Here is a 22,235-nt window from a genome sequence, read left to right as displayed (position 1 = left end):
CCCCGCTCGAAAGCGGGGCTTTTGTTGAAGCTGGTGCCGGTAAGAGGAATCGAACCCCCGACCTTCTCATTACGAATGAGCTGCTCTACCGACTGAGCTACACCGGCGGCGGCGGTAAACTAGCACCCATCGCATGCATTATCAATTAAGACTTAATCATGTGATGCCACAGCCTACCTGCCTACCTAAAACCAACTTAGTTCTTGACGTAGCCAGCAGTTAAGCAAGCGCCGCTGTAGTTCCATACCAAACGCTCACCATCAGCGGTCGGAGTCAGAACACAGGTTTCAGTAGCCAGAATACCCTTGTAGGCGTTCGGAGTGGCAGTGATCACACCATCGACAACATCCAGGGAGTTGAATGCTTTGGTGGTACTAGTCGCCGGAGCAGCCGGTACGCCACCGGCGCCAGCATCACAAGTACCCAGCTTTGCAGCAGCGTTAGCGCCGGTAGCGGCCGCATAGCACTCATCGACAGCCAGTTTGAACGGAGCCATTGCAGCGGTTACTTCGGTATAAGCAGCCTTCTTCATATAGTTCTGATAGGCCGGCAGGGCGATAGCCGCCAGGATACCAACGATCGCCACCACGATCATCAGTTCAATCAGGGTAAAGCCTTTTTGAGCTTTCATAGTTCTCTCCAGGTTTTTAGGTACGGTCCTAGGACCTATTCTTGAGAAAGCAGCTTCCATGCCAAAAAGTCATACACCCAAAACCTGAGCCTACATAGGGAGTTTCAGATAGCAAGAAACGAAATTACGCAGGAAGTGACAAATTTCGGCAGCAGGATTCGACCAATTTGGCACCTCCCACCAACTGCGTTATAAGGCTTAATACCCTCTATCCGGCTATTTCCCCATGAACGATCAAGTCGTCCTGTCCGGCCTTGCCCGGCAACTGGTGTTGTCTCAACTGCTCGACGAGAATACCGCGCGAGAGGCCCAATCGCAGGCACAGCGCAACAAGCTGTCGCTGGTGACCTACCTGGTGCAGAACAAGCTGGTGAAAAGCCGCCCGATGATGGAGTTGGCCGCCGACCAGTTCGGCGTCGCCTTTTGTGATCTGAGCAGTCTGGATAGAGATAGCTTTCCCAAAGAATTGGTCAGCGAGAAGCTCGTTCGCCAACACCGCGTCCTCCCTCTGTGGCGCAGAGGAAACAAGCTCTTCGTCGGCCTGTCGGACCCGACCAACCACCAAGCGATCACCGACATCCAGTTCAGCACAGGCCTAACCACCGAAGCCATCCTGGTGGAGGATGATCGGCTCGGCGACGCCATCGAGAAACTCTTCGAGAGCGTTACCGGTGGGCTGGACGACCTAGGCGATGTCGACCTGGAAGGCCTGGATATCGAAAGCGGTAATGCCGAGCGCAAGGAAGAAAACATCGGCGGCGATGCCGACGACGCGCCCGTGGTGCGCTTCGTCAACAAGATGCTGCTCGACGCCATCAAGGGCGGCTCTTCCGACTTGCACTTCGAGCCCTATGAGAAGGTCTACCGGGTGCGTTTCCGTACCGATGGCATGCTCCAGGAAGTCGCCAAACCGCCGGTGCAACTGGTCAGCCGCATCTCCGCCCGACTCAAAGTGATGGCCGGTCTGGATATCTCCGAGCGCCGCAAGCCGCAGGACGGCCGCATCAAGATGCGCGTATCCAAGACCAAGTCCATCGACTTCCGCGTCAACACGCTGCCCACCCTTTGGGGCGAAAAGATCGTGATGCGTATTCTCGACTCGGCCAGCGCGCAGATGGGTATCGATGCCCTGGGCTACGAGGAGGGACAGAAACAGCTGTATCTCGATGCGCTGAAAAAGCCGCAGGGCATGATCCTGGTGACCGGCCCCACCGGGTCGGGCAAGACGGTATCCCTCTATACCGGCCTGAACATCCTCAATACGCCAGATATCAATATCTCGACTGCGGAAGATCCAGTGGAGATCAACCTGGAAGGCATCAACCAGGTCAACGTCAACCCGAAACAGGGCCTGGACTTCGCCCAAGCCCTGCGCGCCTTCCTGCGTCAGGACCCCGACGTGATCATGGTAGGTGAGATCCGCGACCTGGAAACGGCGGAAATCGCCATCAAGGCCGCGCAAACCGGGCACATGGTGATGTCCACCCTGCACACCAACAGCGCCGCGGAAACCCTGACGCGCCTACTGAACATGGGGGTTGCCTCCTTCAACCTCGCCACATCGACTAACCTGATCATTGCCCAGCGTCTGGCACGCAAGCTCTGCCCAACTTGCAAGCAGGAACACGACGTACCGCGCGAAACCCTGCTTCACGAAGGCTTTCCGGAAAACCGCGTAGGTTCGTTCAAGCTCTATTCCCCAGTCGGCTGCGAAAACTGCAAGAACGGCTACAAGGGGCGTGTGGGTATTTATGAAGTGGTTAAAATCACGCCGGCACTACAGCGGATTATCATGGAAGAAGGCAATTCCATTCAGATCGCCGAACAAGCCCGCAAAGAAGGCTTCAACGATCTGCGCACCTCGGGCCTGCTGAAAGCCATGCAGGGCATTACCAGCCTCGAGGAAATCAACCGCGTGACCAAGGATTAATCCATGGCGGAAAAAGCATTGAAGACCAGTGTCTTTACCTGGGAAGGCACTGATCGCAAGGGCGGGAAGATCAAAGGGGAACTCTCGGGGACCAGCCCAGCACTGATCAAGGCTCAGTTGCGCAAGCAAGGTATCAACCCGATCAAGGTGCGCAAAAAGGGCGTCTCACTACTGGGCAAGGGTAAGAAGATCAAGCCGCTGGACATCGCCCTGTTCACCCGGCAGATGGCAACCATGATGAGTTCGGGTGTTCCGCTGCTGCAATCCTTCGACATCATTGGCGAAGGATTCGAGAACCCGAACATGCGGAAGCTGGTAGATGAAATCAAACAGGAGGTCGCCGCCGGTAACAGTCTGGCCAACTCCCTGCGCAAGAAGCCACAATACTTCGACGACCTATACTGCAACCTGGTGGACGCGGGCGAACAGTCCGGCGCCTTGGAAACCCTGCTCGACCGTGTGGCAACCTATAAGGAAAAGACCGAGTCGCTCAAGGCCAAGATCAAGAAGGCCATGACCTATCCCATTGCGGTCATCGTCGTCGCCATCATCGTGTCGGCCATTCTGCTGATCAAGGTAGTACCGCAATTCCAATCGGTATTCGCCGGTTTCGGAGCAGAGCTTCCTGCGTTCACCCGAATGGTCATCTACATTTCCGAAGTACTGCAGGACTGGTGGTTTATCGTATTGATTGCAATAGCCGCCATCACCTTCGCATTTAAAGAAGCCCATCGGCGCTCGGAGAAATTCAGAGACAGCGTGGATCGCTCGATACTGAAGCTCCCCATCGTCGGAGACATTCTCTACAAGTCCTCCGTCGCCCGTTATGCGCGTACGCTCTCCACCACCTTCGCAGCAGGCGTTCCCCTGGTGGAGGCACTGGACTCGGTATCCGGTGCCACCGGCAACGTGGTATTCCGTAATGCGGTGAATAGGATCAAACAGGACGTTTCCTCCGGTACCCAACTGAACTTCTCCATGCGCACCACTGGCGTCTTCCCGAGCATGGCTATCCAGATGGCCGCCATCGGCGAGGAGTCCGGCTCGCTGGACTCCATGCTGGACAAGGTCGCCAGCTACTACGAGGAGGAAGTCGATAACGCCGTCGACAACCTCACCACGCTGATGGAGCCAATGATCATGGCCGTACTCGGCGTGCTGGTCGGCGGCCTGATCATCGCCATGTACCTGCCGATCTTCCAACTGGGCAACGTCGTATAAGCCACATGTCAGTCCTCAACTTCCTGGCCAGCACCCCGCTGGCCTTTGTTTTATGCGCGCTCGTACTCGGGCTTTTGGTCGGTAGTTTCCTCAACGTAGTCATCCATCGCCTGCCGCGGATGATGGAGCGTGACTGGCAGCGCGAAGCACGTCTGGCTCTCGATCTGCCGGAAGGCGAGCCGCAGCCCACCTACAACCTGATTCTCCCGAACTCCCAGTGCCCGCACTGCGGCCACGAGATCAAGGCCTGGGAAAACATTCCCGTGGTGAGCTACCTGGCGCTGGGTGGTAAGTGCTCGTCCTGCAAGGCTCCGATCAGCAAGCGCTACCCGCTGATCGAGTTGGCCTGTGGCGCGCTCTCGGCCTTCATCGCCTGGCACTATGGCTTCGGCTGGCAGGCCGGCGCCATGCTGCTGCTCGGCTGGGGGCTGCTGGCGATGAGCATGATCGACGTCGATCACCAGTTGCTGCCAGATGCGCTGGTACTGCCATTGCTGTGGTTGGGCCTGATCGTCAATTACTTCGGACTGTTCACCAGTCTGGGCGATGCGCTCTGGGGCGCGGTGTTCGGCTACCTGAGCCTGTGGTCGGTGTACTGGCTGTTCAAGTTGCTCACCGGCAAGGAGGGCATGGGTTACGGCGACTTCAAACTGCTGGCCATGCTCGGCGCCTGGGGTGGTTGGCAGGTGCTGCCGCTGACCATCCTGCTGTCGTCCCTGGTGGGAGCGGTGCTGGGCATCATCACCCTGCGCCTGCGCAAGGCCGAAACCAGTACGCCGATCCCCTTCGGCCCTTATCTGGCCATTGCCGGCTGGATTGCGCTGCTCTGGGGTGATCAAATAACCGCGACCTATCTGCAGTTCGCCGGTTTCCACTAGCCTTCCCTCGCGCCGAGTCCGTTCGGCGCGTTCTGACGGTCGCTGGGCCGGCAAGAAGGAGAGCCATGAAACCCTGGATTCTGGGCCTGACCGGCGGTATCGGCAGCGGCAAGAGTGCCGCCGCCGAGCACTTTGCCACGCTGGGCGTACACATGGTGGACGCCGATCATGCCGCGCGCTGGGTGGTCGAACCCGGCCGTCCTGCCCTGGGCAAGATCGTCGACCGCTTCGGTGATGCGGTGCTGCTGCCGGACGGCCAGCTCAATCGCGCGGCCCTGCGCGAGCGCATTTTCACGTCGGAGGAAGAGCGGCGCTGGCTGGAGCAGTTGCTGCACCCGCTGATCGGCCAGGAAATCGCCGCGAACCTGGCGCGCGCCGAATCACCCTATGCCATCCTGGTCTCGCCGCTCTTGGTGGAGTCCGGGCAGCACCGCATGACCCAGCGCGTGCTGGTGGTGGATACCCCGGAACACCTGCAACTGGAACGCACCATGCGTCGGGACAAGGTGTCCGAAGAACAGGTCCGCGCGATCCTCAAGGCTCAGGCCGTGCGCGAAGACCGACTCAAGCACGCGGACGACGTGCTGCTCAACGACGGCGATCTCGCGCACCTGCACCAGCAGGTCGAGCGCCTGCATCAGTTCTATCTCGGCCTGCGTGGAGGACAACCATGAGCCAACCTATGACCGTGGAATGCCCCACCTGCGGCGCCCCCGTGGAGTGGAGCGCGAAGAGCGAATTCCGCCCCTTCTGCTCGCACCGCTGCAAGCTGATCGACCTCGGCGCCTGGGCCGCCGAAGAACACGCCATCCCCGGCGACAACCTGGAAGACGAGCTGTTCTCCGGCGACCTGGAAAAGCCGCGCGGACATTGAGCCCCCATGAAAAAGGCCCGCATCTGCGGGCCTTTTTCGTTCAGGGACGCATGAAGGCGTAGTCCCTTTCCTCGTCCAGATTGTCAGCGAGGAAGTGCAGCTCGTGCCCCAGGTCCTCCTCGGTACGCACCTGTGCGTTGGCACGCACCGCCGCACTGAGCAGCGCACGCACCACCAACTGCGGGTCCTGCCCCGCCGCCTCCGCCTCGATCAGCAACTCCTGAAGACGCTGCTCTGCCCAGCTATGAATGCTCATCGGCAATCTCCTCGCGAATGGGGCGCCAAGCTTCCCCGATCGTAGGACGTTTCCGAACTGACCTGGATCAAACGACAGGGGCGATGCGCCTGGCCGATGGCCGAACATCAGCGCGACCCATCGTCATCCTTCCAGGGGGCCTGCAGGTAGCGCGTGCGATTGAAGGTTTCCAGCCAGTCCGGATAGAAGACCACCAGCCCGGTCACGATGGTGCCGTTGATGAAGGCTTCCGGGAACATGATCAGCCACAGGTAGCCGATGAAGTCCTCGATCCACGGCGGCATGGGGAACAGGCCATCCATCCACAGCAGCCCCAGGCCGAGCATCAGGCTGCACAGGGCCGCCAGCGCAGCGGGGAAGAACCCCGAGCAGAAGATGTAGACGAACAGGTTCCGCGGCTGCCGGCGCTCGACGAAAATGGCGGCCAGCTCGGTGATCAGCACCGGGATCAGCACCAGCAGGATGCCGTTGATACCAATGGCGGCCCAGTCCTGTCGATCGATCACGCACAGGCCGATCTGCGCCACCAGCCCGACGACGATCGCCAGCGGCCAATCCAGCAGCAGGGTCACGGCAGTCATGCCGATGAAGTGGAAGGACACCCCCGAGGCGAAATCCCGGCGCACCAGCCACAGCAGGAACAGCCCGAGCATGGTGCCGAACACCAGGTGCTGGCGGCGGAAGTCGCTGATCAGCTCCAGCCAGGGCGCGCGCCAGGCGGCCCAGGCCAGAACGGGCAGATAGATGGCCCAGCCCAGTTCCAGGGTTTCTTCGGACAGCAGCTGAGCAGCAATCACGGCGTGCCGCGCTCCAAGGCCTGGCGCAGCGCCTCGGCATTATCGAAGCGGCGAGTGCCGACCACCCTGCCCTGCTCCAGCTGCAGCCAGGTCACTCCCTCCGGCTGCGCGCTGAAGCGGTTGGCGATACGCGCGTCGCGATCAAGCAGCACACGGTAGCTGTAATCGCGCATGGCGGGTACGGCGAACATCGACGAGATTGGCCCGGGCATACGGCTGATGTCGGCGACGAACACCGCATGCCGGGCTTCGAGATAGTCGGCGGGGCGGCCTTCGAGAGCGGACTTGACCAGCTTGCTGCCGGTCATGTCACGGGCGATCAGTACCACCCGCAGTTCGGGGCTGGCCGTGTAGGGCTTGTCGAACTGGTCCAGCAAGGTCCAGCCGCTCGCCGTAATCGTCTCCTGCGCCAGCACGGTGCCCGACAGCAGCAGGAACAGCAGTCCACTCAACAATCGTTTCACGCTCAACCTCCCACGGAGAAAACCTGTAGATCCTCGCGCCGCCCCCACCCCGCCTGGGCCTCCCAGAAGGCAAGGGCCTCGGGCGCATCCCTGAGCACGAAGACGTGCGACTTGCCGATCCCTTCGCGGGCCAGACGGGCCAGCGCCTCGTCGAGCAGCGCCCGCGCCAGCCCGCGTCCACGAAAAGCCTCGTCGACCACCAGATGCTGCAGATAGCCCCGGCGCCCATCATGGCCAGCCAATAGGCTGCCGATCACCTGGTCACCCTCCTCCAGCACCAGGCTCAGCCCGGGGTTCCGTCGCAGGTAGAGGACAAAGGGCTCGTAGTCGTCGTCACGGCGCAACTGGATGCCCGGCGTGCGCTCCCACAGGGCGCGCAGGGCAGCGTGATCGTCGGGAACGGCGGAGCGAAGCAGCATCGCGACCTCGGTGTCATGGCTCGCGACAGTCTACACCGGGCGTCCATCCCGCCGCCCCATCGATTCAGCAACGCCTCTGCGATGCACAGCAACTATGCTGAAGGCATGAATGAGTCCGACTACCTGCGCCTGCTGACCCGCCAGGCGGAACAAGCCAACGACTTCCTCTCCAACGGCCGCAAGTGGGAGCGGGAGTGCTGGGCCTGCCAGCGCCTGCTGCAGGCACTGAAGGTCCCCTATCGCCAGGAAGACTTCATCGCGCCGGCGCAGCAGCCGCCGGACGTGCTGTTTCGCGACGCCAGCTTCGAGGTGTTCTTCGTGCTCGACCAGGGCCGGCGGCTCAACGAGGAATGGCGCGAGGAACTGCTGCGCCGGCGCATGGCGCAGAGCATCAACCAGTTGATCCGCCGCGAGCAGCGCCCACGGCGGATTCCCTGCGCGGACCTGCAGGCCCGCCTGGCGCCGACGCTGCGCAAGAAAGCGCACAACTACAGCGAGCGCGGCATCGATCTGCGCGACCTGGACCTGCTCGCCTTCGTCAGCCTCAAGCGTGAGACGGCGGACTTCAACACCCCTTTTCCGCCGCCCACGGAATACCTGCGCCAGGGCTGGCGTTCGCTGTCGATCGTCGGCCCCACCTTCGCCCGCGTGCTGTTCGCCCATACCGACGCACCGGACTTTCTGCGCGGCAGCCTCGGCCGCACCGTGCTGTTCGACATGGGTGTCGGCCTTTGAGGCACGCCCGCTCGCCCCTTTGTGCATTGAGGGGCCGCCCGAGCCCTACTAGAATGCTCGGCATTACAAACGGAGGCCGCCCATGCCCAGTCGCTTGAGCCCCGAAGACCAGCAGAAGGTCGATCAGTACCTCAGCTCCCCCGTCCACCAGGTCCAGCGCGCCCCCTTCAAGCCCTGGCTGATGATGGGGGCCTTGCTTGCAGTGGTCATCGCCCTGGGTTTGCTGAGCCGCCTCCTGGCCTACCTTGCGTGAGCGCCGTGCCGCCACGGGCCGATACAGGATTCCCTAAGCTATGAGAATGCAACATGTCCCATCGTATCGTGATCGTCGGCGGCGGCGCCGGCGGGCTGGAGCTCGCGACCCGTCTCGGCCGCACCCTGGGTAAAAAGGGCAAGGCGCGCATTACGCTCGTCGACGCCAACCTCACCCATATCTGGAAACCCCTGCTGCACGAAGTCGCCGCCGGCTCGCTCAACTCCTCGGAGGATGAGCTGAACTACGTCGCCCAGGCGAAATGGAACCACTTCGAATTCCAGCTCGGCCGCCTCACCGGCCTGGACCGCGTCGGCAAGCGCATCCAGCTCGCCGCCACGCTCGACGAGCAAGGCGTGGAGCTGGTGCCGGCGCGCAGCCTGGAGTACGACAGCCTGGTCCTCGCCATCGGCAGTACCACCAATGACTTCGGCACCGCGGGCGCCGCGGATCACTGCATTTTCCTGGATACCCGCGAGCAGGCCGAGCGCTTCCACAAGCTGCTGCTGACCCACTACCTGCGCGCCCACGCCGGGCAGGACAAGGACGACCAGATCAGCGTCGCCATCGTTGGCGCCGGTGCTACCGGGGTCGAGCTCTCCGCCGAGCTGCACCACGCCGCGCAGGAACTGGCGGCCTATGGCCTGACCGGCATCCAGCCGCAGAACATGCGCATCACCCTGATCGAGGCCGGTCCGCGCGTGCTGCCGGCGCTGCCCGAGCGCATCAGCCGACCGGTGCACCAGACGCTGGAGAAGCTCGGCGTGCGCGTGCTCACCGGTTCGGCGGTGCAGGAAGTGACGGCCGACGGCCTGCGCACGGCGGTGGGCGAGTTCATCCCGGCGAGCCTGAAGGTCTGGGCGGCGGGCATCCGCGCGCCGAGCCTGCTCAAGGAGATCGACGGCCTGGAGACCAACCGCATCAACCAGCTGGTGGTTCGCCCTACCCTGCAGACGACCCGCGATGACAACATCTTCGCCTTCGGCGATTGCGCCGCCTGCCCGATGGGCGATGGCAGCGAACGCACCGTGCCGCCACGCGCCCAGGCGGCGCACCAGCAGGCTTCGCTGCTGGCCAAGGGGCTGCTCGCGAAGCTGGAAGGCAAGCCATTGCCGGAGTACCGCTACACCGACTATGGCTCGCTGATCTCGCTGTCGCGCTTCAGCGCGGTGGGCAACCTGATGGGTAACCTGATGGGCAGCGTGAAGCTGGAAGGCTGGCTGGCGCGGATGTTCTACGTGTCGCTCTACCGCATGCACCAGATGGCGCTGTACGGGCCGTTCCGCACGGCGCTGCTGATGATTGCGGACCGTATCGGGCGCAGTACCGAGCCACGCTTGAAGCTGCATTGATCGAACAGTGAGCGCGGACGGAGCCCGCACAAGGAAATCCCGCGCAAGGCTCAACCCTCTCCCCCGCCCTCTCCCTGAAGGGAGAGGGAGCTAACCATGCCGGCTGATACAATGGTTTCATCCTGCACCTAACAGTCCCCTCTCCCTTCAGGGAGAGGGTTAGGGAGAGGGAAAACCGCGGGCACGCACTGACCGTCGCTCCTAGCGCGCCCGCCTGCGAACGCTCTCTCCGACAGCTCCAGGCACCGGGCGGTTCGCGAGCAAGCTCGCTCCTACACAAAGCTGTATCGCCGATAAATACCAGGCACAAAAAAGCCGCCCCGAGGGGCGGCTTTTTCGTTGCAGCCGAGCAGCCTTACAGCGCCGCCAGCATCGACTGGGCCGGGATGGCCTGGAAGTCGATGGACATCATCAGGCTCAGCACGCTGATCGCGATGATGGAGAAGGCGAACAACTGACGTGCCCAGCGGCGGTCATCTTCGGCACTGAAGCCTTTCACCGCGATGAACAGCCACCAGGCGCTGACCGCCAGCGCCACCGCCAGGTAACCGTAGCCGGCGAAGCCGGTCACGGTCAGCAGCAAGGTCGCCAGGCCGAAGGCCAGTACGTAGTAGAGGATCTGCTTCTTGGTCGCTTCGATGCCCCGCTCCACCGGCAGCACGGGAATCCCGGCGGCGCGGTAGTCGTTGAGGCGGAAGATCGCGATGGCGTAGCTGTGGGGCATCTGCCAGAGGCAGAAGATCAACAGCAGCACCGCCGCGCCCATGTCGAAGTGACCACTGGCGGCACAGTAACCCACCACCGGCGGCATGGCCCCGGAGAGACTGCCGACCAGCGTGCCGTAGACCGAGCTGCGCTTGAGCCAGAGGCTGTAGAGCACGACGTAGACGAAGAAGCCGAACGCGGCCAGCAAGGTCGCCTGCACGTTGGTCTTCCACGCCAGCAGGCCGAAGCCCGCCACACCGAGCACCACGCCATGGGCCAGGGCGGCCGTGAGCGAGATCTGCCCGGTCACGGTGACACGGCTGCGGGTACGCTCCATGAAGCGATCGATGTCGCGGTCGATGCAGTTGTTGAACACACAACCACTGGCAACGACCAGGGACAGGCCGATCACTGTGGCCAGCAGCAGCATCGGGTCAACGCTGCCGCGGGCGGCGAGGAAGTATCCCCCCGCCACTGCGATCAGGTTGCCGAAGATGATGCCCGGCTTCGCGACCAGGAGATAACGCTTGAGTTTCACAGCATCGGCCCTCAGGGCATCGGCATCATCAGGGTGTCTGCGGTGTAGATGATCCACAGCGACAGACCGACCACCAGCAGGATGATGATGGCGGTGAAGATGAATGCCATGACGTTCCAGCGGCCTTCGGAGCTGAAGTTCATGTGCAGGAAGCAGATCAGGTGCACGACGACCTGGACCAGGCCGAGGATCACCATGGTCAGCAGGGTGGCGTGACGCGAGAAGCCACCGTCGATGACCATCCAGAACGGGATCGCGGTCAGGATCACCGAGAGCACGAAGCCGATGGCGTACGAACCCAGGCTGCCGTGACCGGCGCCATGGCTGTCGTGGCCGGCGCCGTGGGAGTCGTGGTGATGTGCAGCAGCGGTCATTACAGAGCCCCCATCAGGTAGACGACGGTGAATACGCAGATCCAGACGATGTCCAGGAAGTGCCAGAACAGGCTCAGGCACATCATGCGGGTGTTGTTCTGCGCGGTCAGGCCACGGGTGCCGATCTGCGCCATCAGCACCAGCATCCACAGCAGGCCTGCCGATACGTGCAGGCCGTGCATGCCGACCAGGGTGAAGAAGGACGACAGGAAGGCGCTGCGGCTCGGGCCGAAGCCTTCGACGATCAGGTGATGGAACTCGTTGAGTTCCATGCCGATGAACGCGGCACCGCAGAGGAAAGTCACGCCCAGCCAGGCGATGGCCTTGCCCTTGGCACCCTTGTGCGCGGCCAGCATGGCCAGGCCGTAGGTGCAGGAGGAGATCAGCAGGATCGCGGTTTCGACGGCCACGTAGGGCAGTTCGAAGATGTCCTTGCCGCTCGGGCCGCCGGCCGTGTGGTTGACCAGCACGGCGTAGGTAGCGAAGACGCTCGCGAACAGGATGCAGTCGGTCATCAGGTACAGCCAGAAGCCGAATACCGTCATGCCGCCGCTGTCGTGGGCGTGGTCATGGTCGTGCGCCGCTTCGTGCGTATCGACCAGGTGTTTGTTCAGTACTGCCGTCGACATGGCTTATACCTGCGCAGTAGCGAGTTTCTGGAAATGAGCGTTTTCGATGCGCTCGATCTCATCCGGCTGGACGTAGTAGTCCAGGTCGGTGACGTAGCTGCGGACGATGACCGAAGCGATCATGCCGACGAAGCCGACACCCACCAGCCACCAGATGTGCCAGATGGCAGCGAAGCCGAAGATGAAGGCGAACAGCGCGATGGAGAAACCAGCGGCGGTGTTCTTCGGCATGTGGATCGGGGCATAGGCCGGCAGCTTGCGGTACGCGGTACCGGTCTGCTTCATGTCGTGGAACGCGTCCACGTCGTTGACGTGCGGCAGCTCGGCGAAGTTGTAGTACGGCGGCGGCGAGGAAGTGGACCACTCCAGGGTACGGCCGCCCCACGGGTCGCCGGTCACGTCGGCCAGTGCTTTGCGGTTCTTGATCGATACCAGCAGCTGGATCAGTTGGCAGGCGATACCGAAGAAGATCAGCACGGCGCCGAAGAAGGCCACCACCAGGTACGGCTTCCACATCGGGTTGTCGTAGTGGTTCAGGCGACGGGTCATGCCCATGAAGCCGAGGATGTACAGCGGCATGAAGGCCATGTAGAAGCCGACCAGCCAGCACCAGAAGGAACGCTTGCCCCACTTCTCGTCCAGGGTGAAGCCGAAGGCTTTCGGGAACCAGAAGACGAAGCCGGCCAGGTAGCCGAACACCGCGCCACCGATGATGGTGTTGTGGAAGTGAGCGATCAGGAACAGGCTGTTGTGCAGCAGGTAGTCAGCGCCCGGAATGGCCAGCAGTACGCCGGTCATGCCACCGATGGTGAAGGTGACGATGAAGCCCAGGGTCCACAGGATCGGGGTATTGAAGCGCAGGCGGCCACGGTAGATGGTGAACAGCCAGTTGAACAGTTTCACCCCGGTCGGGATGGAGATCAGCATGGTCGCAACGCCGAAGAAGCCGTTGACGTCGCCGCCCGAACCCATGGTGAAGAAGTGGTGCAGCCACACGGTGAAGCCGAGGAAGGTGATCGCGGCGCTCGCCCACACCATCGAGGTGTAGCCGAACATGCGCTTGCCGGCGAAGGTCGCGGTGACCTCGGAGAAGATACCGAACGCCGGCAGGATCAGGATGTACACCTCAGGATGGCCCCAGGCCCAGAAGAGGTTGATGTACATCATGGCGTTGCCGCCCAGCTCGTTGGTGAAGAAGTGCATGTCGAAGTAGCGGTCCAGCGACAGCAGGCCCAGGGCCGCGGTCAGGATCGGGAACGACGCAACGATCAGGATGTTGGCGAAGGTGCAGGTCCAGGTGAAGATCGGCATCTGCATCAGCTTCATGCCGGGCGTACGCATCTTGAACACGGTCACCAGGAAGTTGATACCCGTGAGCAAGGTACCCATGCCCGATATCTGTAGCGCCCAGATGTAGTAATCCACACCCACGCCCGGGCTGTAGGCCAGCTCGGACAGCGGCGGGTAGGCGACCCAGCCGGTACGGGCGAATTCGCCCAGGCCCAGGGAGACGTTCACCAGCATGGCGCTGACGACCAGCAGCCAGAAGCTCAGCGAGTTCAGGAAGGGGAACGCCACGTCGCGCGCGCCGATCTGCAGCGGCACGGCCAGGTTCATCAGGCCGGTCATGAAGGGCATGGCCATGAAGATGATCATGATCACGCCGTGAGCGGTGAAGATCTGGTCGTAGTGTTCCGGCGGCAGGTAACCGTGGTTGGCGCCTTCAGCCAGCGCAAGCTGGCCGCGCATCATGATGGCGTCGGCGAAGCCGCGCAGCAGCATGATCAGGGCGACGATGATGTACATCACGCCGATCTTCTTGTGGTCGATGGACGTCAGCCACTCGGTCCACAGGTAGGTCCACTTGCGGTAGTAGGTGATCGCGCCGAACACGCCCAGGCCCAGCAGGGCGACGACGGCCAGCGTGATGACGATGATCGGCTCGTGATACGGCACGGCCGACAGTGTCAGTTTCCCGAACATCTGTGCTTACTCCTGGCTCGGATTCATTTGCATGCCCGGCATGTTGCTCATGTCGTGGCCCGCCATGGCGGTCTCGTCATGGGCAGCGTCGCCGTGCTCGCCGTTGGCCTGCTCTTCTTTGAGCTTGTGGGCCTTGGCCATCTCGTGGCCGGCGTGTTCCCACTTGTTCAGCACGCTGGAGAACAGCTCGGGGCTGACGGTGGAGAAGTAGGTCGCGGGGACGTTCTCGGTCGGCTTCACCAGTTCCGGGTACTGATCCAGGTTCAGGGTCTGCTGCGAGGACTTGACCTTTGCGACCCATTCCTGGAAGCCCTGCTCGGAGGTGGAGATGGCCTTGAACTTCATACCCGAGAAGCCGCCGCCGCTGTAGTTCGCGGAGATGCCGTCGAACACGCCTTCTTCGTTGGCGATCAGGTGCAGCTTGGTCATCATCCCGGCCATGGAGTAGATCTGGCTACCCAGCTGCGGGATGAAGAAGGAGTTCATCACCGAATCCGAGGTGATCTGGAAGTTCACCGGGGTGTCTTTCGGGAAGGCGATTTCGTTGACGGTGGCGATACCCTGTTCCGGGTAGATGAACAGCCACTTCCAGTCCAGCGAGATGGCCTGGATGGTCACCGGCTTGACCTCGGAGTCCAGCGGACGGTAGGGGTCCAGCTTGTGGGTGCTCTCCCAGGTGATCCAGCCAAGCACGGCGATGATCAGGCAGGGAACCAGCCACACCACCAGCTCGATCTTGGTCGAGTGGGACCAGTCCGGCATGTAGGTGGCCTTGGTGTTCGAAGCCCGGTATTTCCAGGCGAACGCGAAGGTCATCAGGATGACCGGCACCACCACGATCAGCATCAGCAGGGTTGCCGTGATGATCAGGGACTTCTCGTCGGCGCCGACCTGCCCTTTCGGGTCGAACAGCGCCATGTTGCAACCACCGAGCATCAGCATCGGCAGCCACGCAAGTCTCTTCAAAATTCCTGTGTACTGCTCTTTTTTCATCTTGCGGCCTTAGTGGATGAAAATCGCTTCACCGCCCATGAGCCTTCGCCACGCACTGCACGAGGACTCGTTACCCGCGACTTTTCCAAGCCGCCTGCCAGGGCTGTCATGGATTCACGAACGCGGCCGCAAGGATTCCAGGCAAAGGGAGATCGCCCGGTCTTCGCGATGCGAAACCGATTTCGTCAGCTGATTCGTTCCGTGAGTATTCAGCGTGTGGTGTCTGGACTGGCGGCTCGTTAGAACGCGCGCGTCGCACACCGGATGCACGAGCGGATTGCCCGACTCGTCTTATGACAGGAGCCCACCGATGGCAGCCCCCTGTTGTTATGCCGCTGCACCGAAGGGTGAACACTGGCCATGATCTGCGTCAGTGCGACTCAGCGATTTGGGGGTAGGAAATGGACGGCGGGTATTACAAAGCATTTCAGAAATGCCTTTCAAGGCCTCGGCCTTTCATTTTTAACAAGATATTTTCTCAACGCGGGAAACAGTGGCGGCCTGAATCGCTCAGAAAATGAGCAATTCACGCAAGCTGGGAAAGGGTATTACCTGCCTGCCAAAGGCCGGTCCGCGGGTGCCACGAAATTGTGTCAGATCCATGAAAAACGCGGCTTTCAAAGCCATTGCGAGGAAAGCGAACCCGGCTTGTGAAACACTTGGCAAAGACCTTGCCATGATGGCGATCAAGAACCTTCGCGAAAGTCGTCGAAGCACTGCGCACACCCTGCGACACATCGACGCACAGCGACATTTGCAAGGGACAAACTGCTTCAAGTTGTGACGATCGTACCCGGCGATCCGCTCCTCGGCATGCCCGTCCCGCACAGCAGGAACGAGTTGAACTTCCACGACCACCGAAGCGGGCATGCCAGGAAAAAGTGGGTGAACCGGGCGGGACGGTCCTTACATGAACCGCCCGCGATCAGTGGCTAGACGGCTCATTGCCCGGCGCCAGCCAGGCCATCAGGCCACTGGTTTCCGCGCGGATGCGCAGGTCGGCAGCCTTGGCGCTGTAGTAGGTATCGGACGCGGCGATCTGGTGCGTGTAGTACTCGTTCTCAGCAATCAGTACATCCAGCAATGTGCGCTTGCCCAGGTGATACCACTGGTCATAGAACATCTTGCGCACCCGGTCGGACTCCGTCAGCAGCGCCTTGTAGTCATCAGCGCGCGCCGCCGACAGGTCACGCTGCTCGACCAGATTGCGGATGCGGTACTCCGACTCGCGACGGGTCACCTCCATCTTCTCCTCGGCCGCGCTCGCCCGTGCATAGGCCGCGCGCTGCGCCGCCGACGCCGAACCACCGGAGAACGCCTGCCACTCCACGGCAAGGCCGGTCGACCAGGGCTCGTTGTTGTCGAGCATGCTGTTGCCGGTGCTGCGCCCTACCACCCAGTTCAGCTTGGGCATGCGCGACGACTTCACCGACTCGGCATTGGCCAGCGCCGCCTCCTTCTCCCAACGCGCCTGTCGCAACACGGGCTGCTCCGGCAGCAGCTCCAGCGCCTGGTCCAACGACATTGGCGACCAATCCCACTTCACACCCGCCGGCACGGTCACCTCCTCGCCCACCAGCTTGGCCAAGGTCACTCTGGTTTCCTGCAGCTTGGACTGCACCATGTCGCGGGCGGTTTCCGCCTGCAGCAGACGTGAACGTGCCTGCACCACCTCGCTGCCGCGGCCGGGATCCACGACGGCAATCTTCGACAGCATGTCCACCAGTTCACGCATGCGCGCCACATAACGATCGCTGATCTCCAGCGCATCCTGCTGATGGGCCAGCTCTACCACCGCCGAGGCGGTGTTGTAGGCAACCGTCACCTGCGCCTGGCCCTTCGCCTCTTCCTGGGCATTGGCGGTATTGCTGCGGCTGTCGATGGTGTGGCGGATCGCCCCGAAGTCATAGACCGGCGTCACCATCTGCACCGTCGTGCTGCCATCGTTGCCGTAGTCGCTCCTGCTGGACTGCAGCGTCTTCGAGCTGGCGCTGATCTGCACCTGAGGCCAGCGCTCGCCCTTGGCCTCATCCACATCGCCCTTGGCGGCCAGCCAGTTGGCGTCGGCCTGCTTCATCTCCGGGCTGATGCGCAGCGCGGTATTCACCATCTCGCGGAGGTAGGCGAGCGAGGCTTCCGCCTGCCCCATACCCGAGGCCGACGCCGTTCCTCCGTTGCCATACAGGGTGCCGGTACCAATGCCCACCGGCGGGCTCAGGTCCAGTGCGGGCTTCGGGGCGGTCGGACGTGCTTCAGGGGCCTTGGCCGGTGTTGTCTCGGTATCAGCGATGGCTGCTGGCTCGGCGGCGGCAGTCTTTGCGAGCGGAGCCGACTCCGGGGCTGCCGGTGCTGCGACGGGCATCGCCTGAGAGGCATCGGACTCCACCGCAGCTCGCTCCTTGGGCGTGGAGTAGAAGCTCAGCGCTCCGCTGTAGTCATCCGACGATGCCGCATCGGCCCCCGCGATGGATGCCAGTGAAGCCAGCGTGGCGGCGAGCGCCGAGCGGCCGAACCGGGATCGAGTACGAGGGTTCTTCGAGGTCTGTTCAGGGCGTTTCATTTTCATCATCTCTCGCGGAAGGCCTCACGCGCCTTCAGCGCGGGCTTGAGTAGGTAATCCAGGATGGTTTTTTCTCCGGTCCGGATTTCCGCGGTCGCGGTCATGCCGGGGATGATCGGGAAGCGCTTGTCGCCTTTGCTCAGCTCGGCTTCGTCGGTGCGGATCAGCACCCGGTAGAAGGAGGTATCCGGACGGCCCTGACGGGCCATCTCGTCGTCCTTGATGGTGTCGGGGCTGATGAGCTCGACCTTGCCGGTGAGGCCGCCGTAAATCGCGAAGTCGTAGGCGGAAATCTTCACCGTGGCGGGCAGACCGGGGCGCAGGAAAGCCACGTCGGCCGGACGGATCTTGGCCTCCACCAGCAGGCGATCCTCCAGCGGAACGATCTCCATGATGTCCTGGCCCTGCTGGATCACACCGCCGATGGTGGTGACGCGGACGTTCTTCACGATGCCCTTGACCGGCGCCGTGAGCGTGGTGCGTTTCATCACGTCCTCACGCCCTGCCGCGTTTTCCACGGACTGGGCGAGCTCGCTCTCAACCCGGGTCAGTTCGGCGTTTGCCTCGGAGCGGTACTTGTTGCGACGCTCGCTGATCTGCAGGTTGAACTCGTTGGCCTGGCGGCGCATGCGCAGGATCTCCACGTCCGAGATCAGGCCCTGCCTGGCCAGTCGCTCCGAAACGGTCAGTTCGCCCTGGGCCAGCGAAAGGCTCTTCTGCAGACCGGCAACGCCATCGTCCAACGCATGCTTGCGGGCGTTGTAGGCCTGGGTCTCTGCCTCCACGATCGAAGGCACGGCCATCACATCCGGCGGGAACACCAGGGGCTGGCCGTAGGCCTCCGAGCGCAGGCGCACCAACTGGCCCTTGAGCGCCAGCGCCTTGGACTGCGCCTCGCGGTAGCTTGCGCTGGCCCGGGTCGGGTCGATCTTCAGCAGGACCTGCCCGGCCTCCACCACATCGCCCTCGCGGACATTCATCTGCTCGAGAATGCCGCCCTCCAGGCTCTGGATGACCTGCTCGCGGCTGGAGGGGATCACCTTGCCCTCGCCACGGGTGATCTCCTCCACCCGGGCGAAGTACGCCCACAGGATGAGCCCGCTGAACACCGACGCGATCAGCAGCAGCACCACGGTGCTCGCCGTGGTCTTCTGCTCGATCAGTGCAGCCTGCAAGTCCGAGACATAAGCAATATCGTTGTCGCGCAGCCGTGCGACTTCCTTTGCGTAAGGCGTGACGTCCATCGTCGCCACGGCCTTCTCGGACTGCGCGACAACCGGCACCGCTGCCGATCTGTTTTGGCTATTCGTCATGATCCGCTCACCAGGTCGCGGCCGGAGCCTTGTCCGGCGCAGTGCTGTTGTTGGCCTGCAGGGCGCGCAGCACTTCATCCTTCGGGCCGTCGGCAACGATCTGGCCGGCGTTCATGACGATCAGGCGGTCGACCTGCCCCAGCACCGAGAAGCGGTGCGTCACCACCACCACGGTGCAGCCCTGGGTGGCCGCCTCCAGGCGTTGCAGGAACAGGCGTTCGGTCTGCATGTCCATGCCACTGGTGGGCTCGTCCAACAGCAGCACCTGCGGGCGCAGCAACAGGGCGCGCGCCAGGGCGACCAGTTGCCGCTGTCCGCCGGAGAGCGCCTGGCCCATCTCGCCCACCGGGCGGTCGAAGCCCAGGGGATGGCTGGCCACCACGGCGTCCAGTCCAGTCAGGCGCACCACATGGAGGATTTCCTCGCTGCTCGCCGATGGATTGCCAATCAGCAGGTTGTCGCGCAGCGAACCGAAGAACAGCCGCGCGTCCTGGCCAACGAACCCCACCGTGGAATTCCAGTCCGCCGGGTCGATCTGCTCGGCATCGATGCCGTTGATCAGCAGTTGGCCTTCCACCGGCTGGTACAGGCGAGCCATGACGCGCAGCAGGGTCGACTTGCCGCTGCCGATGTTGCCGACGATGGCGACGCGCTCGCCGTGCCGGATGCTCAGGTCGATGTTGTTCAGCACCGTGGGTCGTGGCTGCATCGGCGGGGCCGGGTAGGAGAACTTCAGCTTGCGCAGCGACAGCATCGCGTTCTTCGGCGCCTCCAGGTAGCGGCGGTTGTTGTCGCGTACGGTGGGGATTTCCATCAGCTGGTTCAGGGAGTTCAGCGCGGTCTTCGCCTGCTGGTAACGCACGGCCAGACCCACCGCGCTGGCCAGCGGGGCGAGCGCCCGGCCACTGAGCAGCACCATGCCGACCAGCACGCCCAGGGTCATGTCACCGTCGCCGATGCGGTAGACGCCCCACAGGACAAGGATCACCGTGGTCATCTGGGTGATCAGCGAGACTGCGTTGGCAGCCATGTTCGACAGGGACTTGGACTTGATCGTCGAAGCGGCCAATTGCGCGCTGAAGTCTTCCCAGCGCCGCAGCATGCTGCCTTCGGCATGGGCCGCCTTGAGGGTCTCGACACCTTCGATCGCCTCGATCAGCAAACCGTGCTTCTGCGAGGCCTCCCGCAGGTTCTCTTTCATGAAGCGCGACAGCGGCAGCTGGAGGTAGGCGCACACCCCGAGCAGGACGATCATCGAGCCCAGCGGCACCAGCGCCAGCGGCCCGCCGATCACGAACAGCACGAAGACGAACAGCAGGCAGAACGGCAGGTCCGCCAGGGTGGCGAGCGATGCCGACGTGATGAAATCACGCACCGACTCGAACTCACGGAACTGGTTAGCGAAGGAACCCGCTGACGGCGGCTTGTACTCCAGCCGTGCTTCCAGCAACTGGCGGAATAGCTTCGTCCCCAGGATCAGGTCGGCCTTCTTGCCGGCAGTATCGATCAGGTAAGCACGCACCTGGCGAGAGGTGAACTCGAACCCGATCGCCAGAACCACACCGGCGGCCAGAGACCACAGGGTGACGTACGCCTGGTTGGGCACGACCCGGTCATAGACGTTCATGATGAAGAAAGTGCTGGCCAGCGCCAGGATGTTGATCAGCACCGTCGCCAGCGCACTGCTGTAGTAGTAGCGGCGATAGTTCCAGAGGGTGGAAAACAGCCAGTGGCCCTTGCCCTCCCCGCGCGGAATCTCGGTGCGCGCATCCGCTGCCGGCTTGGGCCGTACCAGCAGCGCATAGCCCAGGTAGTGTTCCTGCAGCGTCTCGGCACTCAGGGTGATGGTGCTACCACCGGCTTCGGGAACGATCAGCTCGAACTGCTCACCGCGGCGGGCCACCAGGATGCGCGCCTCGCCATTGCGGAACAGCAGCATCAGCGGAAAAAGATAGGACGACAGCTCTGCGGGGCGACGCTTCACCCAGCCGGCGCCGATGCCGGCCTGCTCGAGCATGCGCACCACCAGGCTCGGTTTCAGGCGTTGGTCGCGCGGCAGACCGGCATGCAGAGACGCAAGACTCGTCGGCCGCTTGAAGTGCGCACAGAACCAGCGCACGGCGGCCAGCAGGCTGTCACTTTCGGAGGCAACGCCCAGATCGACTGCTGCGTCGGGCGTCAGGGAAGGACTCATGGGCACACCTTCACGAGTAAAGGGAAAAGCTGTGCGCATGGTAGAAATGCGCCGTTTCCGGCGGCATCGGAAAACCCTGATTGGGCTGACGTACCTTTCCCTCACCTGCTTAGTCGTATTGCACGGCCCGCAGAGAAACAGAGAGCTGAAAGAAACACCCCATCAGGGCCGCGCAGCGATACGCGCCCCGATGGGAAGCAGAGCAGGACAGCTAGAGGCTGCTACTTGCCGGCAACCCCCAGGATGACCAGCTCCACGCGGCGGTTCGGCGCGTTACAGGCGATGAGTTCCTTGCGCGAACCGCTATCGCACTGCACCACCGGTTCGTCGCTGCCACGGGCGGAAACCTCAACCAGATTGCTGGCAAGGCCCTGCTCCAGCAGCACGCGGCGGATGGTTTCGGCGCGCTGACGCGACAGTTTCACGTTGGTCTGCGAGCTGCCGATCGGGTCGGCGTGCCCCACCACATCGATACCTTTGATGCTATCGCGCAGTTGCTGAATCTGCTCTACCACCTCACGCAGGACGTCATGGCCTTCCGGGGTCAGGTCGTCGTAGCCGCCCTTGGCGAATTGGAACAGCATGTCGCTGCGCAGGCTCAGTTTGCTCTGCGTCTCGGTCTTGCAGGGCACCACGGAACTGGCGCGGCTGACCAACTGGATCTGGCGGTGCAGGCCTTCGAGGCTCTGCTCGGCATCCTTGCCGGTATGCACGATGGGGGTGCTCTGGTTAGGACCGACAGGCGCTTCGAGGACATAGGTCTGCCCACCGTCGAGCCTGGCGTAACTCTGCGGGTTGCGCTTGCCGGTATACCCCGGCGCATCGCCGATGTAGGACTCCAGCGAGTGCTCACCCGCCGGGGTGCAGAACACGGTGTAGCCGCCCGGCATCAAGGCGCTATGCAATTGGCCGTCGATGTAGACGTGGGCTGCGTCCTTGCCGCCATCCTTGCCACGGAACATCACGATCTGGGCCTGCTGGGGTACGACGGAGCCCACTTTCTGGTAAATCTCGCCGTAGATCTTCGGGTTGGGCTCGAACGCCAGGCTCAGGGGGGAGTGGAAACCAGCGATCACCGCCAGGGTCGCCAGGGTCGCGGGCAGTTGGCGTCTGTGCTTCGGCACACCAATTCCGGT

At 62.6% G+C, this 22,235-nt stretch carries 22 protein-coding genes and 1 tRNA gene; 8 read left to right on the top strand and 15 right to left on the bottom strand.

All coding sequences use genetic code 11. The annotated features are described in order from the left end of the window. Positions 1-31: 31 nt before the first annotated feature. A tRNA-Thr gene (locus O6P39_RS04840) sits at positions 32-107 on the bottom strand. Positions 108-196: 89 nt separating this feature from the next. Then, entirely contained in the window at positions 197-631 is a 435-nt protein-coding gene (locus O6P39_RS04835; protein WP_275610278.1) for a prepilin-type N-terminal cleavage/methylation domain-containing protein, read from the bottom strand. A 226-nt stretch (positions 632-857) separates the two neighbouring features. Here O6P39_RS04835 and pilB point away from each other — a divergent pair, with 226 nt between their 5' ends. The 5 genes from pilB to yacG all read left to right on the top strand — a co-directional run bounded on the left by pilB (position 858) and on the right by yacG (position 5,534). After that, on the top strand, positions 858-2,561 hold the full coding sequence (gene pilB / locus O6P39_RS04830) for a type IV-A pilus assembly ATPase PilB (RefSeq protein WP_275610277.1): 1,704 nt from the start codon (positions 858-860) through the stop codon (positions 2,559-2,561). A gap of 3 nt (positions 2,562-2,564) precedes the next feature. Further along, complete coding sequence (locus O6P39_RS04825; RefSeq protein WP_275610276.1) at positions 2,565-3,782, top strand: type II secretion system F family protein; 1,218 nt, start codon at positions 2,565-2,567, stop codon at positions 3,780-3,782. A 5-nt stretch (positions 3,783-3,787) separates the two neighbouring features. After that, a complete protein-coding gene (locus O6P39_RS04820) occupies positions 3,788-4,660 on the top strand; it encodes an A24 family peptidase (protein ID WP_275610275.1) in 873 nt (290 codons plus the stop codon). A gap of 65 nt (positions 4,661-4,725) precedes the next feature. After that, the gene (gene coaE, locus O6P39_RS04815; RefSeq protein ID WP_275610274.1) at positions 4,726-5,334 is read left to right on the top strand and encodes a dephospho-CoA kinase; all 609 of its coding nucleotides are present in this window, start codon (positions 4,726-4,728) and stop codon (positions 5,332-5,334) included. Beyond that, entirely contained in the window at positions 5,331-5,534 is a 204-nt protein-coding gene (yacG, locus tag O6P39_RS04810; RefSeq protein WP_015475735.1) for a DNA gyrase inhibitor YacG, read from the top strand. The genes coaE and yacG overlap by 4 nt, the downstream gene beginning before the upstream one ends. A 40-nt stretch (positions 5,535-5,574) precedes the next feature. Here the strand turns inward: yacG and O6P39_RS04805 are convergent, their stop codons facing one another. From O6P39_RS04805 to O6P39_RS04790, 4 genes are all read right to left on the bottom strand, one after another. Continuing rightward, positions 5,575-5,790 carry a hypothetical protein gene (locus O6P39_RS04805; protein ID WP_275610273.1) on the bottom strand — a complete coding sequence of 72 codons (216 nt, stop codon included), beginning with the start codon at positions 5,788-5,790 and terminating at the stop codon, positions 5,575-5,577. 107 nt (positions 5,791-5,897) lie between these two features. Next, the gene (locus O6P39_RS04800; RefSeq protein ID WP_275610272.1) at positions 5,898-6,587 is read right to left on the bottom strand and encodes an energy-coupling factor ABC transporter permease; all 690 of its coding nucleotides are present in this window, start codon (positions 6,585-6,587) and stop codon (positions 5,898-5,900) included. After that, positions 6,584-7,051 (bottom strand): FAD/FMN-containing dehydrogenase, encoded by a 468-nt coding sequence (locus O6P39_RS04795; RefSeq protein WP_275610271.1) that lies wholly within the window; start codon positions 7,049-7,051, stop codon positions 6,584-6,586. The genes O6P39_RS04800 and O6P39_RS04795 overlap by 4 nt, the downstream gene beginning before the upstream one ends. 2 nt (positions 7,052-7,053) lie before the next feature. After that, on the bottom strand, positions 7,054-7,470 hold the full coding sequence (locus tag O6P39_RS04790; RefSeq protein ID WP_275610270.1) for a GNAT family N-acetyltransferase: 417 nt from the start codon (positions 7,468-7,470) through the stop codon (positions 7,054-7,056). 105 nt (positions 7,471-7,575) lie between these two features. On the opposite strand from O6P39_RS04790, the gene O6P39_RS04785 reads away from it, so the two are divergent. The 3 genes from O6P39_RS04785 (at position 7,576) to O6P39_RS04775 (ending at position 9,810) form a co-directional block, all read left to right on the top strand. Next, a complete protein-coding gene (locus O6P39_RS04785) occupies positions 7,576-8,205 on the top strand; it encodes a DUF1780 domain-containing protein (protein ID WP_275611888.1) in 630 nt (209 codons plus the stop codon). Between the two features lie 82 nt (positions 8,206-8,287). Further along, positions 8,288-8,458 (top strand): DUF3094 domain-containing protein, encoded by a 171-nt coding sequence (locus O6P39_RS04780; RefSeq protein WP_017516731.1) that lies wholly within the window; start codon positions 8,288-8,290, stop codon positions 8,456-8,458. 53 nt (positions 8,459-8,511) lie between these two features. Further along, positions 8,512-9,810 (top strand): NAD(P)/FAD-dependent oxidoreductase, encoded by a 1,299-nt coding sequence (locus O6P39_RS04775; RefSeq protein WP_275610269.1) that lies wholly within the window; start codon positions 8,512-8,514, stop codon positions 9,808-9,810. A 355-nt stretch (positions 9,811-10,165) separates the two neighbouring features. Here O6P39_RS04775 and cyoE read toward each other — a convergent pair whose 3' ends face one another. From cyoE to O6P39_RS04730, 9 genes are all read right to left on the bottom strand, one after another. After that, positions 10,166-11,053, bottom strand: coding sequence for a heme o synthase (cyoE, locus tag O6P39_RS04770; protein WP_275610268.1), 888 nt, complete (start codon positions 11,051-11,053; stop codon positions 10,166-10,168). Between the two features lie 11 nt (positions 11,054-11,064). Then, positions 11,065-11,427, bottom strand: a complete 363-nt coding sequence (gene cyoD, locus O6P39_RS04765; RefSeq protein ID WP_275610267.1) for a cytochrome o ubiquinol oxidase subunit IV — start codon at positions 11,425-11,427, stop codon at positions 11,065-11,067. Beyond that, positions 11,427-12,056, bottom strand: coding sequence for a cytochrome o ubiquinol oxidase subunit III (gene cyoC, locus O6P39_RS04760; RefSeq protein WP_275610266.1), 630 nt, complete (start codon positions 12,054-12,056; stop codon positions 11,427-11,429). The genes cyoD and cyoC overlap by 1 nt, the downstream gene beginning before the upstream one ends. Before the next feature lie 3 nt (positions 12,057-12,059). Then, positions 12,060-14,039, bottom strand: a complete 1,980-nt coding sequence (gene cyoB, locus O6P39_RS04755) for a cytochrome o ubiquinol oxidase subunit I (RefSeq protein ID WP_275610265.1) — start codon at positions 14,037-14,039, stop codon at positions 12,060-12,062. A gap of 6 nt (positions 14,040-14,045) precedes the next feature. Then, on the bottom strand, positions 14,046-15,032 hold the full coding sequence (gene cyoA, locus O6P39_RS04750; protein ID WP_275610264.1) for a ubiquinol oxidase subunit II: 987 nt from the start codon (positions 15,030-15,032) through the stop codon (positions 14,046-14,048). 925 nt (positions 15,033-15,957) lie between these two features. Next, the gene (locus O6P39_RS04745; protein WP_275610263.1) at positions 15,958-17,592 is read right to left on the bottom strand and encodes a TolC family protein; all 1,635 of its coding nucleotides are present in this window, start codon (positions 17,590-17,592) and stop codon (positions 15,958-15,960) included. 5 nt (positions 17,593-17,597) lie between these two features. Beyond that, positions 17,598-18,905, bottom strand: coding sequence for an HlyD family type I secretion periplasmic adaptor subunit (locus O6P39_RS04740; protein WP_345774669.1), 1,308 nt, complete (start codon positions 18,903-18,905; stop codon positions 17,598-17,600). A gap of 7 nt (positions 18,906-18,912) precedes the next feature. Continuing rightward, positions 18,913-21,099, bottom strand: a complete 2,187-nt coding sequence (locus O6P39_RS04735; protein WP_275610262.1) for a type I secretion system permease/ATPase — start codon at positions 21,097-21,099, stop codon at positions 18,913-18,915. A gap of 221 nt (positions 21,100-21,320) precedes the next feature. Next, complete coding sequence (locus O6P39_RS04730; protein ID WP_275610261.1) at positions 21,321-22,223, bottom strand: OmpA family protein; 903 nt, start codon at positions 22,221-22,223, stop codon at positions 21,321-21,323. Positions 22,224-22,235 lie beyond the last annotated feature (12 nt).

This window comes from Pseudomonas sp. PSE14, assembly GCF_029203285.1.
Taxonomy (GTDB): domain Bacteria; phylum Pseudomonadota; class Gammaproteobacteria; order Pseudomonadales; family Pseudomonadaceae; genus Pseudomonas.
This window is presented reverse-complemented; position numbering and strand designations above follow the sequence as displayed.

What these genes read in the sequence shown, in the direction of transcription:
- O6P39_RS04835 (WP_275610278.1), bottom strand. Translation starts at nt 631, where the DNA reads ATGAAAGCTCAAAAAGGCTTTACCCTGATTGAACTGATGATCGTGGTG.
- pilB (WP_275610277.1), top strand. Translation starts at nt 858, where the DNA reads ATGAACGATCAAGTCGTCCTGTCCGGCCTTGCCCGGCAACTGGTGTTG.
- O6P39_RS04825 (WP_275610276.1), top strand. Translation starts at nt 2,565, where the DNA reads ATGGCGGAAAAAGCATTGAAGACCAGTGTCTTTACCTGGGAAGGCACT.
- O6P39_RS04820 (WP_275610275.1), top strand. Translation starts at nt 3,788, where the DNA reads ATGTCAGTCCTCAACTTCCTGGCCAGCACCCCGCTGGCCTTTGTTTTA.
- coaE (WP_275610274.1), top strand. Translation starts at nt 4,726, where the DNA reads ATGAAACCCTGGATTCTGGGCCTGACCGGCGGTATCGGCAGCGGCAAG.
- yacG (WP_015475735.1), top strand. Translation starts at nt 5,331, where the DNA reads ATGAGCCAACCTATGACCGTGGAATGCCCCACCTGCGGCGCCCCCGTG.
- O6P39_RS04805 (WP_275610273.1), bottom strand. Translation starts at nt 5,790, where the DNA reads ATGAGCATTCATAGCTGGGCAGAGCAGCGTCTTCAGGAGTTGCTGATC.
- O6P39_RS04790 (WP_275610270.1), bottom strand. Translation starts at nt 7,470, where the DNA reads ATGCTGCTTCGCTCCGCCGTTCCCGACGATCACGCTGCCCTGCGCGCC.
- O6P39_RS04785 (WP_275611888.1), top strand. Translation starts at nt 7,576, where the DNA reads ATGAATGAGTCCGACTACCTGCGCCTGCTGACCCGCCAGGCGGAACAA.
- O6P39_RS04780 (WP_017516731.1), top strand. Translation starts at nt 8,288, where the DNA reads ATGCCCAGTCGCTTGAGCCCCGAAGACCAGCAGAAGGTCGATCAGTAC.
- O6P39_RS04775 (WP_275610269.1), top strand. Translation starts at nt 8,512, where the DNA reads ATGTCCCATCGTATCGTGATCGTCGGCGGCGGCGCCGGCGGGCTGGAG.
- cyoD (WP_275610267.1), bottom strand. Translation starts at nt 11,427, where the DNA reads ATGACCGCTGCTGCACATCACCACGACTCCCACGGCGCCGGCCACGAC.
- cyoC (WP_275610266.1), bottom strand. Translation starts at nt 12,056, where the DNA reads ATGTCGACGGCAGTACTGAACAAACACCTGGTCGATACGCACGAAGCG.
- cyoB (WP_275610265.1), bottom strand. Translation starts at nt 14,039, where the DNA reads ATGTTCGGGAAACTGACACTGTCGGCCGTGCCGTATCACGAGCCGATC.
- cyoA (WP_275610264.1), bottom strand. Translation starts at nt 15,032, where the DNA reads ATGAAAAAAGAGCAGTACACAGGAATTTTGAAGAGACTTGCGTGGCTG.
- O6P39_RS04745 (WP_275610263.1), bottom strand. Translation starts at nt 17,592, where the DNA reads ATGAAACGCCCTGAACAGACCTCGAAGAACCCTCGTACTCGATCCCGG.
- O6P39_RS04740 (WP_345774669.1), bottom strand. Translation starts at nt 18,905, where the DNA reads ATGACGAATAGCCAAAACAGATCGGCAGCGGTGCCGGTTGTCGCGCAG.
- O6P39_RS04735 (WP_275610262.1), bottom strand. Translation starts at nt 21,099, where the DNA reads ATGAGTCCTTCCCTGACGCCCGACGCAGCAGTCGATCTGGGCGTTGCC.